A 13,644-nucleotide genomic window follows, 5' to 3' on the forward strand; every position below is an offset into this window, starting at 1 on the left:
CGTCGCCGACGCCTTGCAGCAGAACCGCCGCGCCACCGTGATGGGTCAGCGAAGCTTCGGCAAGGGAAGCGTCCAGACCACGTTTGCGCTCGGCGAGAACCGTGGCGCGATCAAGCTGACGACGGCCATCTATCACGGTCCTTCCGGGGACACGGTGCATCGCACCGGGGTCTCTCCCGACATCGAGCTGCTCGAGCCGGCCCAGCGCGATTCTTCACGCGCCGCGGCCGGCCCTTCGGCCGCGCCCGCCTACGCGTCCGCGCTGAACCGGGCGCAGGTGCGGCTGGATGCCAGGCGCTGCGCGATCGTGGCGGCGCCGGATCCGGCGCTGTCGTGCGCGCTGACGTACTTGCTCGCCGGAAGCATCGACGCCTTCGTCACGGGGCTCGCCGACATCGACCCCTGAAGGCGGTCGCCGGATCAAGGATTCACGACATTGAATTCGCTGGCGATGCTGGCGAACCGACCCCGTGCCCCCGGGCTGCCCATGTTCGAGGTGATGGTCGCCGAGACACTCTGGACGCCGACCGTCGAGAACGTGACGGCAAAGCCCCCCTGCCGACGATGCGGCCGAAATTGACGACGAAGGTCCTGGGGGCGAATGTCGCGCCGGGATCGGTCGAGTTCAGGGTCACCGTGTAGGAGCCCTGGTCGAGCCCACAGGCAACGCTGATGCTCCCGGACAGGGGAACACCACGTGTGGCCGTCCGCGGAACCTTCGTCGCCCGGGCAGGGACCGCTGCTCCACGTAGTGGAACGTTTGCGAAGAGACGTGCTCGCTGCCGACGACAAGGGCGAGGACCAGCACGGTCTTGCGGGCCGGACCCATCGTCGCCCCGTTCACTTCAGCGAGAGCACGTTCCTCGCCAACGCGCTCGCTTCGGCAGCGGGACACCTGGGGCTGCGGAGGCATCACGTCCTGGCCCCACACGCCGGCTCCGCCCCGCCGGATCTTCCTGGCGAGGACGTCGGCTGCGTTCTTCTGGCTGGCGTACGCGCGATGCCGCGAGGCAGCGCGCTTGCGAGTTGCGGTTACTGCGGCTTCACACGGATGATCTTGCCCTGGTCCTCGAGCGCGACGTACAGATTGCCGTCCGGGCCCTGGTCACAGCCGCGGAATCGTCCGGCGACCGTCGGCCAGGAGAAATCGGTCTTCGTTGCAGACGACCCGTCGGCACTGATCTTGAGCACATCCAGTCGGTTGCCCACCGACGTGCCATGGATGCCGATGCCGGCAAAGCCGACCACCATCTGACCGTCCCAGTCCTTCCACTGCGGTCCCGACAGGAAGGCGTTGCAGAACATGCCCTGCGACAAGCCCTTGTTGTTCCACGCCGGCTTCATCGCCTTCGGGTAGGTCTTGAGGTCGGTCATCGGCATGAAGGCCGAGCGCTTCTTGGGCTCCATGGCGCCCATCTGGTTGGGCGAGTGGGCTTGTTGTGGTGCCCGACGGAAGTCGAACCGAAATCCCTTGCACTTCTCGGTGAAGAACATGGTTCCCTCCTTCATGAACGCCATGTCCCAGGGCGAATCGAGCTTGTCGACGAAGTCTTCCGTCGTGACGGTCGGCGCAGCAGCGAACAAGCCACCCGACAAGGCCAAGCCGACCGAGGCCGTCAACACCCATCTCGTCCTCTGAACCATGTCCATTCCCCCTGTGTTTGAAGTCAGTCCGAAGGCGGCTTCACAACCATCTACGGCTCACGAAGCCTCTTGCATGCATAGCGCCCCAAGTAGTCGGCAAACCCGGACTGGTCCGTTTCTGGCGCTCTCACCTGGCCTTGTTGTGGGCACGTTGCACCTGCCCTCCTTCGAGCTTGCCTCAGGGGCTATGCTTCTTCGCGAGCGATCGTGATCAACCGGCCCGCGCGGCCCAGGCGGTGCGAGGAAAGGCCATCGGTGGCTGAGATGGATCGGGAACGACAGCGCGGGAAAGGCGACATCGCGCAGAAGGTGGCCCTGGCGGCGGTTCTCGCCATGGCGTCGCAGGCGTCCTGCGCGCAAGGCGCGACGTCCGGGGCCGGCCCGGCCCCGGGTGCGGCACAGCTGGCGCCGGTGATGGTCACGGCCACACGCACCGAGACCGATCCTTTCGACGTCCCCGCCTCGACCGAGCGGATCGAGGGCAGCGGCATTCGCAACGCCCGTCTGCAGGTCAACATCTCCGAGGCGCTGGCCTCGGTGCCCGGGCTGCTCGCTCGCGACCGGCAGAACTACGCGCAGGACGTGCAGATCTCGGTGCGCGGTTTCGGCGCCCGCTCCACATTCGGCATCCGCGGCGTGCGCCTTTACGTCGACGGCATCCCGGCGACGCTGCCGGACGGCCAGGGCCAGATCACGAACGTCGACCTCGGCTCGGTCGATCGCATCGAGATCCTGCGCGGTCCCTTCTCCGCCCTGTACGGCAATTCCTCGGGCGGCGTCATCCAGGTGTTCACCGAAGAGGGTCGCGGCGCGCCGAAGCTGGGCATCGACGTCGCGGGAGGCAGCGACCGGACCGGACGGCTGGGCCTGAAGGCCAGTGGTGGCAGCAGCGGCTTCGGCTACGTGCTCAGCGCCAGTGCCTTCACGACCGATGGTTATCGGGAGCACAGCGCCGCCGAGCGCCGGCTCGGCAATGTCAAGGTCACCCTGCGACCCGAGGAGGGCAGCACCCTGACCCTGATCGCGAACGTGGTGTCGCTGCCGAAGGCACAGGATCCGCTGGGCCTGACGCGGGCGCAGTTCGAGGCGGACCCGCGCGGCGTCGATCCGGTGGCGATCGCCTTCAACACGCGCAAGACGGTCGACCAGACGCAGGCGGGCGTGATCTACGAGCGGCGCGTCGACGCTGTCCATTCCGTGCGCGCGCTGCTCTACGGCGGCAGGCGCAAGACCGAGCAGTTCCAGGCGATCCCCACCGGGCCGCAGGCGAGCCCGCTGCACCCCGGTGGCGTGATCGACCTCGAGCGAGACTACGACGGGGTCGACCTGCGCTGGACCGCGAAGACGAGCCTGGCCCGGGGCCGGTTCGAGGTCATCGGCGGACTCGCCTACGACGAGCTCTCCGAGCATCGGCGCGGCTACCGCAATTTCGTGGGCACCGCGCTCGGCGTGCGGGGCGACCTGCGACGCGACGAGCACAACAAGGTCGTGAATGCCGACCCCTACCTGCAGGGCTCGTGGCAGTTCGCCGAGCGCTGGAACCTGCACGCGGGCGTTCGCCGCAGCAACGTGCGCTTCCGCTCGAGCGACGAGTTCGTCCAGGGCATCAACCCCGATGACAGCGGCAGCGTGAAGTTCAAGGCGACGCTGCCGGTCCTCGGCCTGATGTTCGCGGTGACGCCCGACCTTCGCGCCTACGCCACCGTCGGGCGCGGCTTCGAGACCCCGACGTTCAACGAGCTGGCCTATCGCCCGAACGGCGAGACGGGTCTCAACCTGGGTCTGCAGGCCTCGCGCAGCGACAACCTCGAGGTGGGTCTCAAGGCGAGGTCGCCCCGGTGGGGCTCGGCCGGCCTCGCCCTGTTCGAGACGCGCACCGAGCGCGAGATCGTCACGCAGACGAACCTGGGCGGGCGCTCGACGTTCCAGAACGCAGGCAAGACGAGGCGCCGCGGGCTGGAAGCTGCATGGTCGGCGGAGCTCGGCAGGGACCTTCAGGGCCAGATCTCGTGGACCTGGCTGGACGCTCGCTACATCGACGCGTTCACCACCTGCGCCGGCGCGCCCTGCGCGACCCCGAACGTAACCGTCCCGGCCGGCAATCGCATCCCCGGTGTCGCCCGCTCGGCACTGCATGCATCGCTGGCCTGGATGCCGGCGCTCGGTTGGCGCGGCGGGATCGACGCCCGCGCCCTCGGCCGCGTCTACGTGAATGACGCCAGCAGCGATGCTGCCGGCGGCCACGCCGTCGCCAACGTGCACCTCGGCTACCTGGCGCAGGTGGGCGCCTGGCAATTGAGCGGCTTCGGCCGCATCGACAACGTCTTCGGCCGCCGCTATGCCGGCTCGGTGATCGTCAACGAAGGCAACGCGCGCTTCTTCGAGCCTGCGCCGCAGAGGGCCTGGACCGTCGGGGTCGCCGCAGTCGCCGCGTTCTGAGGCGACAAGCGTCGTCCGACCCAGCAGGAGACGTGTACGGCCGCCGGCGCTGCCGGGGACCTTGCACCGTGGAAAGCTGCATTGCCTCCACGGGTTCCAGGAAGCAAGCGCGCCGCATTGTTTGCCATACTGGCGCGGCGTTTTTTTCGAAGGCACTCCATGGATGCATACGCCACCTCCGTATCCGCTCTGACCATCCCCCTCGAGCGGGACGTCTTCCTGCGGACCCTCATTCGCGAGCTCGCCGGCACGCTGCAGGACGTGGTCGGGCTCCAGGAGGCTTCCGGCTTCGTGAGCGTCGTGGGCCAGCGCGTCGGGGATCAGATCAACGAGAGCTACAAGGCCGCGCTGCAGATCCCGGCTCTGTCTCGCGAGCAGGTCGCTGCCGTCCTCGTCGACCTCAAGCGCCGCATCCAGGGCAGCTTCTACATCGAGGAGCAGGATGCGGAGAAGATCGTCTTCAGGAACAACGACTGCCCCTTTGCCGAGAAAGTGCTTGGCCGGCCGGCGATGTGCATGATGACCTCCAACGTATTCGGGGTCATCGCCGCGCAGAACCTGGGCTACGCGAAGGTCGCGTTGGAGCGGACGATCGCTGAAGGTCACGGCGAGTGTCGCGTCGTGGTTTACCTGAGGCCCGTGGGCCAGGGCGTTTCCACTGCCGCCGGCCGCGAGTATTTCAAGGCCTGAGCGCGCGCATGCAGGGCATCGCTGCATTCGAGGCGTTCGCGGGGCTTCTGCCCGAGGCAATGCTCCTTCTGGAGGCCGACGGGACGATTGCCCACGCCAATCAGGCCGCCGGCAGCCTGTTCGGCCTGAGCCCGCCCGACCTCGTCGGCAGGCATCTGGGCGACCTCAGCGATCAGGATCGGCAGGCCGCCGCCGAGCTGATCCGGCTCAGCTCGCGCAGCAGGACGCTCCTGCCGGGCGCCATCACGTTTAGAGGCCCGGCCGGGGGAGCCACCCCCTGTCGATGCGAGGGAGGCCTCTTCCGTCCTCGCTCCGAGGACTCGCCGGCCCTGATCTTGTTGCGTGTCTCGACAAGGGAGGCGGCCGCGAATCGGTTCGTCGCGCTCAATCTGCGCATCGAGGAACTCACCCGCGAAGTGACGCGGCGTAGGGCCGCGGAGTTCGCGCTTCAGACGCAGACCAACCGGCTGCGCGTCACCCTCGGCAGCATCGGCGATGCCGTCATCGCAACGGACAGCCGCGGAAACATCACTCTCATGAACGCCGTCGCGCAGGCGCTGACGGGCTGGTCGATCGACGATGCATTCGGCAAGCCGCTGGACAGCGTCTTCGTGATCGTCAACGAATACACGCGCGCCGAGGTGGAAAGCCCGGTCGCGCGGGTGCTCAGGGAAGGCGGGGTGGTCGGTCTTGCGAATCACACGCTGCTGATCGCCAGGGACGGGACGGAACGACCGATCGACGACTCCGGTGCCCCGATCCAGGACGACGAGGGCAACCTGCTTGGGGTCGTGCTCGTCTTCCACGACATCACGGAGCGGCACCGGATGGAGCGTGAGCTGCAGGCCAAGACCCTGAAGCTCGAACAAGCGGACAAGCGCAAGGACGATTTCCTGTCCATGCTCGCCCATGAGCTGCGCAATCCCCTGGCTCCGCTGGCCACCGGCGTGCAGCTGCTGCGCCGGTCAGCGGCGAACCCGGAGGAGGTCGTGAAGCTCGCCTCCATGATGGGCCGCCAGCTGGCCCACATGACAAGGCTCGTCGATGATCTGCTCGACGTGGCGCGGCTGACTCGCGGCAGCATCGAGCTCAAGAAGGTCCCTGTTCGGCTGGCCGAGGTCATGGAGCAGGCCGTCGAGATGAGCCGGCCGCTGATCCAGTCGCGTGAGCAGCGTTTTTCCACGGCTGCGCCGCCGGACGTGCTGCTCGAGGCAGACGCGACGCGGCTGGTCCAGGTGTTCAGCAACCTGCTCAACAACGCCTCGAAGTACACACCGGTCCGCGGCGAGATCTCGCTGACGGCCCGGGTCGATGGAGCAGCCGTCGTGGTGGCGGTTCAGGATTCGGGCGACGGGATCGAGCCTTCCCTGCTGCCCGGCGTCTTTGACCTCTTCACCCAAGGCAAGCGCTCCCTCGATCGCTCTCAAGGAGGATTGGGCATCGGCCTGACAGTCGTTCGCGCCATCACCCACATGCATGGCGGCGAGGTCAGCGCCAGAAGCGACGGCGTGGCACAGGGCAGTACGTTCGAGGTCCGTCTTCCGTTGCGAAGTGGAACGCCCCAGCCCTTGCCCCCACCCCTGCGGGCAACCACTGTGGCCCCAGCGCCGCTCGGCCCCCGAGTGCTCGTCGTCGATGACAACGAAGACGCTGCGTCATCCCTGGCGGCGATGATCACCGAGTGGGGCTACGAGGCCCAGACCGCCCACGGCGCTGCGCAAGCCTTGCAGCAGTTCGCCGAGGCGCCACCGCAGGTCGCCCTTCTCGACATCGGCATGCCCGGAATGGACGGCTACGCATTGGCGCGGCGCATTCGGCAGACCGAGCCGGGACCGGGCGTGCTCCTGCTCGCGGTGACCGGATACGGGCAAGAGAGCGACCGACTCGCGGGCGTGGCGGCCGGATTCGATCACTTCCTGACGAAGCCGGTCGACCTCGATGAGCTGGAGCGGATCCTCGCCGCTCATCGCGCGGCGCCGCAGCGATGAGCAGCCCGGATGGCCACGAACGTCAGCCGGGAACGTCGCCTCGATGCAAAAGCGCACTCCGCGCGCTCCCGGCATCGGGTCGGCAGCGCCGCGGGTCGTCCACCCGGACCGCTTGATCAGGATCAAGGTGCAGCGCGCTGGACTGTCTAACCTGCTGCTCAATGCGAGACGCGGGTCAGCCGCGACGTCCAGAGGATTGCCATGAACACCATGAAAGCCGCCGTTGTCCACAGTTTCGGCGAGCCATTGCGCATCGAAGAAGTCCCCGTCCCCGAGGCCACTGCCGGCCAGGTGCTCGTCAAGGTCGTCGCCTCGGGTGTCTGCCACACCGATCTTCACGCCGCCGGCGGCGACTGGCCGGTCAAGCCCGCCCTGCCCTTCATCCCCGGTCACGAGGGGGTCGGGTACGTGGCCGCGCTCGGCGTGGGGGTCAAGGGGATCAAGGAAGGTGACCGGGTCGGCGTGCCGTGGCTGCACACGGCCTGCGGTCACTGCGAGCACTGCATCACCGGCTGGGAAACGCTGTGCGACGAGCAGCAGATGACGGGCTACACCGTCAACGGCGGCTACGCGGAGTACGTGCTGGCCGATCCGGGCTACGTCGGCCACCTGCCGGCCAACGTGTCGTTCGGCGAGATCGCGCCGGTGCTCTGCGCCGGAGTGACCGTCTACAAGGGGCTCAAGGTCCTGGACTGCAAGCCGGGCGACTGGGTGGCCATCTCCGGCATCGGCGGGCTCGGCCATTACGCCGTGCAGTACGCCAAGGCCATGGGTTTCCACGTCATCGCGGTCGACATCGATGATGCCAAGCTCGCGATCGCCACGCGTGTGGGCGCCGACATGGTGATCAACGCGAGCGTGCAGGACCCCGCCACCGAAGTGCAACGCGCCTTGCGGGGGGCGCACGGCGTGCTTGTCACCGCCGTGTCGCGCACCGCCTTCTCGCAGGCGATCGGCATGCTGCACAAGCGCGGCACGATGTCGCTCGTCGGCTTGCCGCCGGGCGATTTCGCGCTGCCCATCTTCGATGTCGTGCTCAACGCGAAGACAGTGCGCGGCTCGATCGTCGGCACCCGCAAGGACCTTCAGGAAGCACTCGCCTTTGCCGGCGAAGGCAAGGTCCGCGGCATCTGCAGCGAAGACCGGCTCGACAACATCAACGCGATCTTCGCCAAGCTGAAGCACGGCGACGTCGAAGGCCGGGTCGTGCTGCGCATGGCTCCGGATGCCTGATCGGGGTCGAGTCGCCATGGCCATCTCGTGATCGTGCCGCCCTTTGTCGTGTGCGGACTCAGCCCGTCCGCAAGCCGGAGCGCAGCCTGCGACGTTCGATGAGTTCGAAGGTGCTCATGCCCACCAGCATCGCCCCGACGAAGACGAGTGCCTTGATCTCGCCCATTCCGAGTGCGGCCAGACCGGGGCCCGGGCAGAAGCCAGCGATGCCCCAGCCGACGCCGAAGACAATGCTTCCGATCACCAGGCGACGGTCGATGTCGCGTGCGGTGGGCAGCTGCATCGCAGCCCCCAGGAAGGACACCGTGCGCTTCCTCGCCACCGCAAACGCAAGCGCGGCGATGGCGATGGCGGCGGCCATGACGAACGCCAGCGAAGGATCCCAGGCGCCGCCCACGTCCGGGAAGCCCAGCACCTTGGCGGGGTCGGCCATTCCGGACACGACGAGACCGAGGCCGAAGACCAGGCCGGCCAGCAGTGACGCAAGGACAGTCATGGCATGGGCTCCTCAGATGCCGGGCAGATGGCGGGCAGCGTAGACGGTCGCGAAGCCCGCCGCCATGAAAGCCGCCGTGGCCGTCAGGGAGCGCGGCGACAGGCGAGCCAAGCCGCAGACGCCGTGTCCGCCGGTGCAGCCCGAGCCGTACCGGGTGCCCACGCCCACCAGCAGGCCGGCGATGACCAGGGCACCGAAAGAGGCATCGATGCGGGGCTGAGGCAGGGCCGCCACCAACGCGTAGGCCCAGGGCGCCGCGACGAGACCCAGCACGAAGCGTTCGAGGGCGTCGCGGCCCGGCAAGGCGCCGCAGCTCAACGGATCAGGAGCACGGGTACCGAGCACTTGGCGAGCACCTTGGTGGCGACCGACCCGAGCACGAGATTGGCGAGCTCGCCATGCCCGCGCGTCCCCATCACGATAAGGTCGAACTTGCCCTTTTCGGCAAGCTCCGCGATCGAGTCGGCGACGTGGCCCACGGTGTGCACAAACTCGGCCACGATTCCCTGCTGGGCGAAGAAGGCGCGGATGGGGCGAAAGACCTGCTCCGCATCCGATTCGTAGAACTCGCGGACGGCGGTCTGCCCGACGAACGCTGCCGCGCGGTGCGGCACAGCGAGAACGCCGTGGATCACCGTGTACGAGTGCCTCGCACCGAGCCACTCGTCGTGCGCGGCGATGTATGCCAGCATGCGCTTGGTGTAGTCGCTGCCGTCGGCGGCGATCAGAATCTTCATGACTTCTCCTGAAACCTGGCAGCAGTCTCACCGGCCACCGCCGACGTCGGTTTGACGGAGATCAAGGCGGGCGACGACAGGGAGCCGGTCCCCGGCTCCGCCGCTCCGTCCAGCGCCGACACCGGGTCCGCGTTCACCGGTTCAGGAACGCGATGTCCCCGTACCAGGCTTCGGACGACGTACTCAGGTCATCGCTGTCCGTCACGACGCCGACATCGCGAATGGCCCCGGGTTCGGCGCCGAAGACACGTCGATAGTCTTCGACCACGTTTCGCCGGTAGGCCCGCCAGCGATCCGCGCCGCCGCCGCCGCTTTCGACCACCAGGTAGCGGATCCGGCTGCTGCGGGCGAACCGGAAGACGCTTCCCACCGGCGCCACGCCGGCCCACACGTACATGAGCGTGGCGAACGGGAGGGTGTAGCCGGTGATGGCCAGGACCAGCTCGCCGAAGATCTGGTCGCGCAGCCCCAGGGTGGCGATCTCGCCGTCGAAGCCGACGGCCAATCGCGCCGGCGCGTCGTCGCGCGCGTCGACGGCCACGGTCGCCTCCCTCTGCACCGTCGTCACGCGCCAGTCCCACTCGAGCCATGGCGTCACGGCGGGATCGACATCGACGTCGCAGCGCAAGCCGGAAGCGGAGCGCTCTGCAACGGCGTGGAGGACTCTTCGACCGCCGCGTTCGGCGACCTCGTAACGCGTCCGGGCCAGGTCGGGCCGGGGCACCTGCACCGTCCAGCCTGCCGGCAACTCGCCCAGCGTCGACGCCTGCGAGAAGGACACCGGCTGACGCGGCGCTCGCGCGGGCGCGCGGCGCGGGAGGCGGGCACAGCCGGCGAGCGCGAGGACCGCAGCGCCGCTCAGGCACCAGCGTCGGCGCGCCCTGCACGTCTTTCCCGGATCCGGCGGTTCCACGGAGGGATCATCAGTGGCGTACCCTGCCGGTGTCCAGGTCCACGAAGCGCTCCCGGGCTCGAAGCCCACCCCTCCGCTGCGCGACGAGGGCGCGGCGTCGCGCAGGTCGGCGTCGACGCCGGGCAGCCGGCCGTCGGTGGCCGGGCAGCGAGAGCCGGAGATCACCTCGAAGCAGCCGGCAGAGCCGAGGCCGCGCCAAGCGACCGCGGGTGGATAGCGCGACGAAGAACGCTGCGCCGCGGCACGGCATCGAAGGGTGTGGACATGACAAGACCGGTTGGCGAGGACCGGCCGCGCTACTGTGAAGGGTGGGCCCGCGCTCTCGTCTCGAACGACGACTGCAGGCCGCGCAGCGCTGCGCGGCGGGCTGGACGAGCAGGCGTTGCCACGGGATCGGCTCTCCGCATGCCTCGCAGTCACCGTATACACCGTCGTCCAGCCGCCGCAGGGCCGCCCGGATGCCGACGATCTCATCGAGATCGCGGCGCTCCTCCGCAGCCCCCACGGTCGTTGCCTGCCAGGTCGCGGCCGCGTCCTTTCGATCCGAGACCTCGCCGGCGCTCGCGACGGGGTTGCCGCGCGCCAGTGCGCCCGCGGCATCGACCTCGGTCCCGAGCTCGTGCAAGCGATAGACCAGGGCGTCGCGTAGAGCCTTGAGATGGGTTTGCGTCCGGAGTTGCATGATCGCGCCAGGAGAGTCGATTCGACATTGTGGGAAACGTCGCGCCGCACACCTTGATGCGAATCAAGAGACGAGCAGCGCCATCCAGCGAGTCTCGAATGAACTGCTGCTTCTGGAACCGCTGACCGCTGGCCTCGTGGATGTTTCTGCGCACGCAGCTGGCTTGACGCAGGTCAATGGAAGCCGCTCCTTCCCGGGCACGATCTCGTGATCAGGAGGTTCCATCGACACGGCAGCTTCGACAGCGGCGCTCGCGCCACCGACGCCGAGTCCCACCGCAGAACATGATCACGTATGGCACCGACCCGTTCGACGCCCGCGACTTCGTCCGCACCGGGCTGTGGATCACCCTGGCGGCGTTCCTGCTCCTGGCCGTCTTTGCGATGACGTACTGGCCCTGGATGGGCTACATGACGAAGCCGGGCTGAGCCACCGAACCAGCGAGAAGGAGATCAGCATGAGCTCGTCAGCCCACCCACTGCACGCCTTGGCGCAAGCGGCCGCGCTGGCCCCGTCCAGCCACGACACGCAGCCGTGCTGTTCCGGCTGGAAGACACGGTGATCGAGTTGCTGGCCGACCGCACGCGCGCGCTGCCGGTCAATGACCCAGCCGATCGCGAGCTCACGATCAGCTGCGGCTGCGCGCTGCTCGACCTGCGGATTGACGCCGCCGCCGCAGGCCCGCAAGCCGACGTGGAACCGTGGCCGGACGCCGCCGACACCGACCTCTTGGCCCGTGTGCACCTGTCACCACCGGTGCCGCCTTGGCGGACTTGGCGCTGCAGGCTGCGATGGCCGAGCGCCGCACCTCCCGCGAGCGCGTTGCCGATGCCACGGTCGACCTGGGGGCGCTGCGCAGGCTCGTCGATGCGGTACGGAGCGAAGCCGCCTCGCTTGCCGTGCTCGAGACGGCTGATCAGCGCCTCGGCGCGGCGGCGCTCGTGGCCGAGGGCGACGCCATTCAATGGGCCCAGCCACCCGGGTCATGCGCAGTTGCTGTTGAGACTAGGCATCCCGACGCAGGTCGCGCCCGAGGCCCCGCGCCGCCCATTGACCAATGTGCTGGTCACGAAGTCATGAAGCACGCCCGTGGCCGGCCGACCGGCGTGGACGCACAGGCGGCCCTGCCGGGCATCGCCTACTTCGCGCTGGCGTTCGGGCTGGGGTTTTTGCTGGGCACGGCGAGAACGCTCTTCGTCGAAGACGCGCCCGGCGCCCGGCGCCTGCTCGGGGTGCTGATCGAGCTTCCGATCATGCTCGGCGCCTCGTGGTTCCTGTGCCGAATCGTCGTTCGCCGCTTTGCGGTGGCACCCACGGCAGCAGCCCGCGCGGTCATGGGCGGAGTCGCGCTCGCGCTGCTGTTGCTCGCCGAACTTGCCGTCGGCGCGCTGCTCTTCGGCCGCACGCCGGGAGAGCACTTCGCACTGTACGGGGAGACGAGCTACGCCCTGGGTCTTGCAGCACAGATAGCGTTCGCACTGATGCCGCTGGTTCAGTTGCGGATGCCTGAGCAAGCGAGGACATGAAAGCAGCGCCACGCACGCCACGGATCGCGCCGCAGCAGCTTCGGTTCATGGCGACTGTCGGCGCGTTCGGGCGTATGCACGGCGCGCCCAAGCCACCGCGCTTAGCGCCGCTGGCCAGCACAGCAGGACCAGCGCGGCCGCCACGACCGACGCGACATCGGGCGCGAAAGTCGACAGCACCCTCGGGTTCAGGCCAGAAACCCCCAGCGCGGTGACGATCGCGACGGCCACCCCCAGGAGCGTCACGGACCGTCCGATGCGGCGCGCGCGCGCAGCCCATGCGGACAGGGCGACCATGGCGATGGTCCATGCCGCGTTGAACGGAAGGTAGGCCTGCCGAAGGCTCGGCCCATCTGGCGTCGGCTGGCCACGCAGCAGGTTCACTACACCGATCGTCAGCCGGCTTGTGATGCCATCCAGGCCGTTGAAGGGCAGGTCGCTCTTCGCATTGATCAACAGCCACGGCCTGCTTCGTGTCCGGCAGCAGCACGGTCCAGGCCTCGAAGGCTGCAAGAGCCCCCTGGTGCGTGCCGAGCGGGAAGCCGGACCAGCGCGGGTTGAGCCAGAGCCCGGCGCCCCAGCGAAGCAGGGAGCTGCCCGACGGCGCCGCAGGAAACCGCCGCCATCTCCGCCCAGGGCATGCTCAGCCGCTCGCCGGCTCGGCGTTGCCGGGCGAGATGCCCCAGCGCGCCAGGGCACGATCGTCCGACACCCGCGCATCGACCCAGCGCGAGCCGCCCTCGCCCGCCTCCTTCTTCCAGAACGGCGCCTGCGTCTTCAAGTAGTCCATCAGGAACTCGCAGGCCTGGAAGGCCTGGCCGCGGTGCGACGACGTTACGGCGACGAGCACGATCTGGTCCAGGGGCGCCAGCCGGCCGACGCGATGCACGACGCGCGCGGCACGGATCTCGAAGCGGCGCATCGCCTCGTCGATCATGGCCTCGATCGACGCTTCGGTCATGCCGGGGTAGTGCTCGAGCTCGAGCGTTGCAACGCCCGTGCCGTCGTTGCGGTCGCGCACCGTGCCGACGAAGGCGGCGACGGCGCCCACCCCGGCGTCGCCGGCACGGAGGGTGGCGACCTCGGCCGAGAGGTCGAAGTCCGCGGCCTGGACCGAGACGCGCGGCGACGACGCAGCCATGCCGGATCAGCCGCCGGTCACCGGCGGGAAGAAGCCGACCTCGTCGCCTGCCTGAAGCAGCGTGGCCTCGCTGCAGAGGACGCGGTTGCGGGCGCTGCGCAGCAGCCGCGGCCGGCCGAACGCCTCGGCGTGTCGGCCGCCGCGCGCGACGAGGG

General features: G+C 68.7%; 16 protein-coding genes and 1 pseudogene. 8 read left to right on the forward strand and 9 right to left on the reverse strand.

The window, feature by feature from the left end; genetic code table 11:
• A partial coding sequence (locus AC30N0_RS01355; protein ID WP_489516143.1) for a S41 family peptidase occupies nt 1–406 on the forward strand: 406 nt, incomplete at its 5' end.
• A 626-nt stretch (nt 407–1,032) separates the two neighbouring features.
• Here the strand turns inward: AC30N0_RS01355 and AC30N0_RS01360 are convergent.
• Nucleotides 1,033–1,494, reverse strand: a complete 462-nt coding sequence (locus tag AC30N0_RS01360; RefSeq protein WP_489516144.1) for a hypothetical protein — start codon at nt 1,492–1,494, stop codon at nt 1,033–1,035.
• A gap of 13 nt (nt 1,495–1,507) precedes the next feature.
• Between AC30N0_RS01360 and AC30N0_RS01365 the strand changes: the two genes are divergently transcribed.
• The 5 genes from AC30N0_RS01365 (at nt 1,508) to AC30N0_RS01385 (ending at nt 7,994) form a co-directional block, all read left to right on the forward strand.
• Complete coding sequence (locus tag AC30N0_RS01365) at nt 1,508–1,639, forward strand: hypothetical protein (RefSeq protein WP_489516145.1); 132 nt, start codon at nt 1,508–1,510, stop codon at nt 1,637–1,639.
• A gap of 338 nt (nt 1,640–1,977) precedes the next feature.
• Complete coding sequence (locus tag AC30N0_RS01370; RefSeq protein WP_489516157.1) at nt 1,978–4,083, forward strand: TonB-dependent receptor family protein; 2,106 nt, start codon at nt 1,978–1,980, stop codon at nt 4,081–4,083.
• Between the two features lie 159 nt (nt 4,084–4,242).
• Nucleotides 4,243–4,773, forward strand: coding sequence for a methanogen output domain 1-containing protein (locus AC30N0_RS01375; RefSeq protein WP_489516146.1), 531 nt, complete (start codon nt 4,243–4,245; stop codon nt 4,771–4,773).
• Nucleotides 4,774–4,781: 8 nt separating this feature from the next.
• Nucleotides 4,782–6,761 carry a PAS domain-containing hybrid sensor histidine kinase/response regulator gene (locus AC30N0_RS01380; RefSeq protein ID WP_489516147.1) on the forward strand — a complete coding sequence of 660 codons (1,980 nt, stop codon included), beginning with the start codon at nt 4,782–4,784 and terminating at the stop codon, nt 6,759–6,761.
• Between the two features lie 201 nt (nt 6,762–6,962).
• Nucleotides 6,963–7,994, forward strand: a complete 1,032-nt coding sequence (locus tag AC30N0_RS01385; RefSeq protein ID WP_489516148.1) for a zinc-dependent alcohol dehydrogenase — start codon at nt 6,963–6,965, stop codon at nt 7,992–7,994.
• Nucleotides 7,995–8,052: 58 nt separating this feature from the next.
• On the opposite strand, the gene AC30N0_RS01390 is transcribed toward AC30N0_RS01385, so the two are convergent.
• From AC30N0_RS01390 to AC30N0_RS01410, 5 genes and pseudogenes are all read right to left on the reverse strand, one after another.
• Nucleotides 8,053–8,490: a DUF6691 family protein gene (locus AC30N0_RS01390; RefSeq protein ID WP_489516149.1), complete on the reverse strand. Its 438-nt coding sequence runs from the start codon at nt 8,488–8,490 to the stop codon at nt 8,053–8,055.
• A gap of 12 nt (nt 8,491–8,502) precedes the next feature.
• Nucleotides 8,503–8,766 (reverse strand): annotated as a pseudogene (locus AC30N0_RS01395) (YeeE/YedE family protein); the annotation flags it as partial.
• A gap of 38 nt (nt 8,767–8,804) precedes the next feature.
• Nucleotides 8,805–9,227 (reverse strand): universal stress protein, encoded by a 423-nt coding sequence (locus AC30N0_RS01400; protein ID WP_489516150.1) that lies wholly within the window; start codon nt 9,225–9,227, stop codon nt 8,805–8,807.
• A 133-nt stretch (nt 9,228–9,360) separates the two neighbouring features.
• Nucleotides 9,361–10,209, reverse strand: a complete 849-nt coding sequence (locus tag AC30N0_RS01405; protein ID WP_489516151.1) for a DUF3047 domain-containing protein — start codon at nt 10,207–10,209, stop codon at nt 9,361–9,363.
• The gene (locus tag AC30N0_RS01410) at nt 10,151–10,822 is read right to left on the reverse strand and encodes a TraR/DksA family transcriptional regulator (RefSeq protein WP_489516152.1); all 672 of its coding nucleotides are present in this window, start codon (nt 10,820–10,822) and stop codon (nt 10,151–10,153) included. Before AC30N0_RS01410 ends, AC30N0_RS01405 begins: the two co-directional genes overlap by 59 nt.
• Nucleotides 10,823–11,106: 284 nt before the next feature.
• On the opposite strand from AC30N0_RS01410, the gene AC30N0_RS01415 reads away from it, so the two are divergent.
• Entirely contained in the window at nt 11,107–11,250 is a 144-nt protein-coding gene (locus AC30N0_RS01415) for a hypothetical protein (protein WP_489516153.1), read from the forward strand.
• A 363-nt stretch (nt 11,251–11,613) separates the two neighbouring features.
• Complete coding sequence (locus AC30N0_RS01420; RefSeq protein WP_489516154.1) at nt 11,614–12,348, forward strand: hypothetical protein; 735 nt, start codon at nt 11,614–11,616, stop codon at nt 12,346–12,348.
• A gap of 45 nt (nt 12,349–12,393) precedes the next feature.
• Here AC30N0_RS01420 and AC30N0_RS01425 read toward each other — a convergent pair whose 3' ends face one another.
• From AC30N0_RS01425 to AC30N0_RS01435, 3 genes are all read right to left on the reverse strand, one after another.
• On the reverse strand, nt 12,394–12,804 hold the full coding sequence (locus AC30N0_RS01425; RefSeq protein ID WP_489516155.1) for a hypothetical protein: 411 nt from the start codon (nt 12,802–12,804) through the stop codon (nt 12,394–12,396).
• Nucleotides 12,805–12,991: 187 nt separating this feature from the next.
• Nucleotides 12,992–13,489 (reverse strand): molybdenum cofactor biosynthesis protein MoaE, encoded by a 498-nt coding sequence (locus tag AC30N0_RS01430; protein WP_489516156.1) that lies wholly within the window; start codon nt 13,487–13,489, stop codon nt 12,992–12,994.
• Nucleotides 13,490–13,495: 6 nt separating this feature from the next.
• The coding region (locus AC30N0_RS01435) for a MoaD/ThiS family protein (protein ID WP_489516158.1) at nt 13,496–13,644 on the reverse strand (149 nt) is incomplete at its 5' end.

The organism is Rhizobacter sp. (assembly GCF_031412495.1).
Classification (GTDB): domain Bacteria; phylum Pseudomonadota; class Gammaproteobacteria; order Burkholderiales; family Burkholderiaceae_C; genus Schlegelella_A.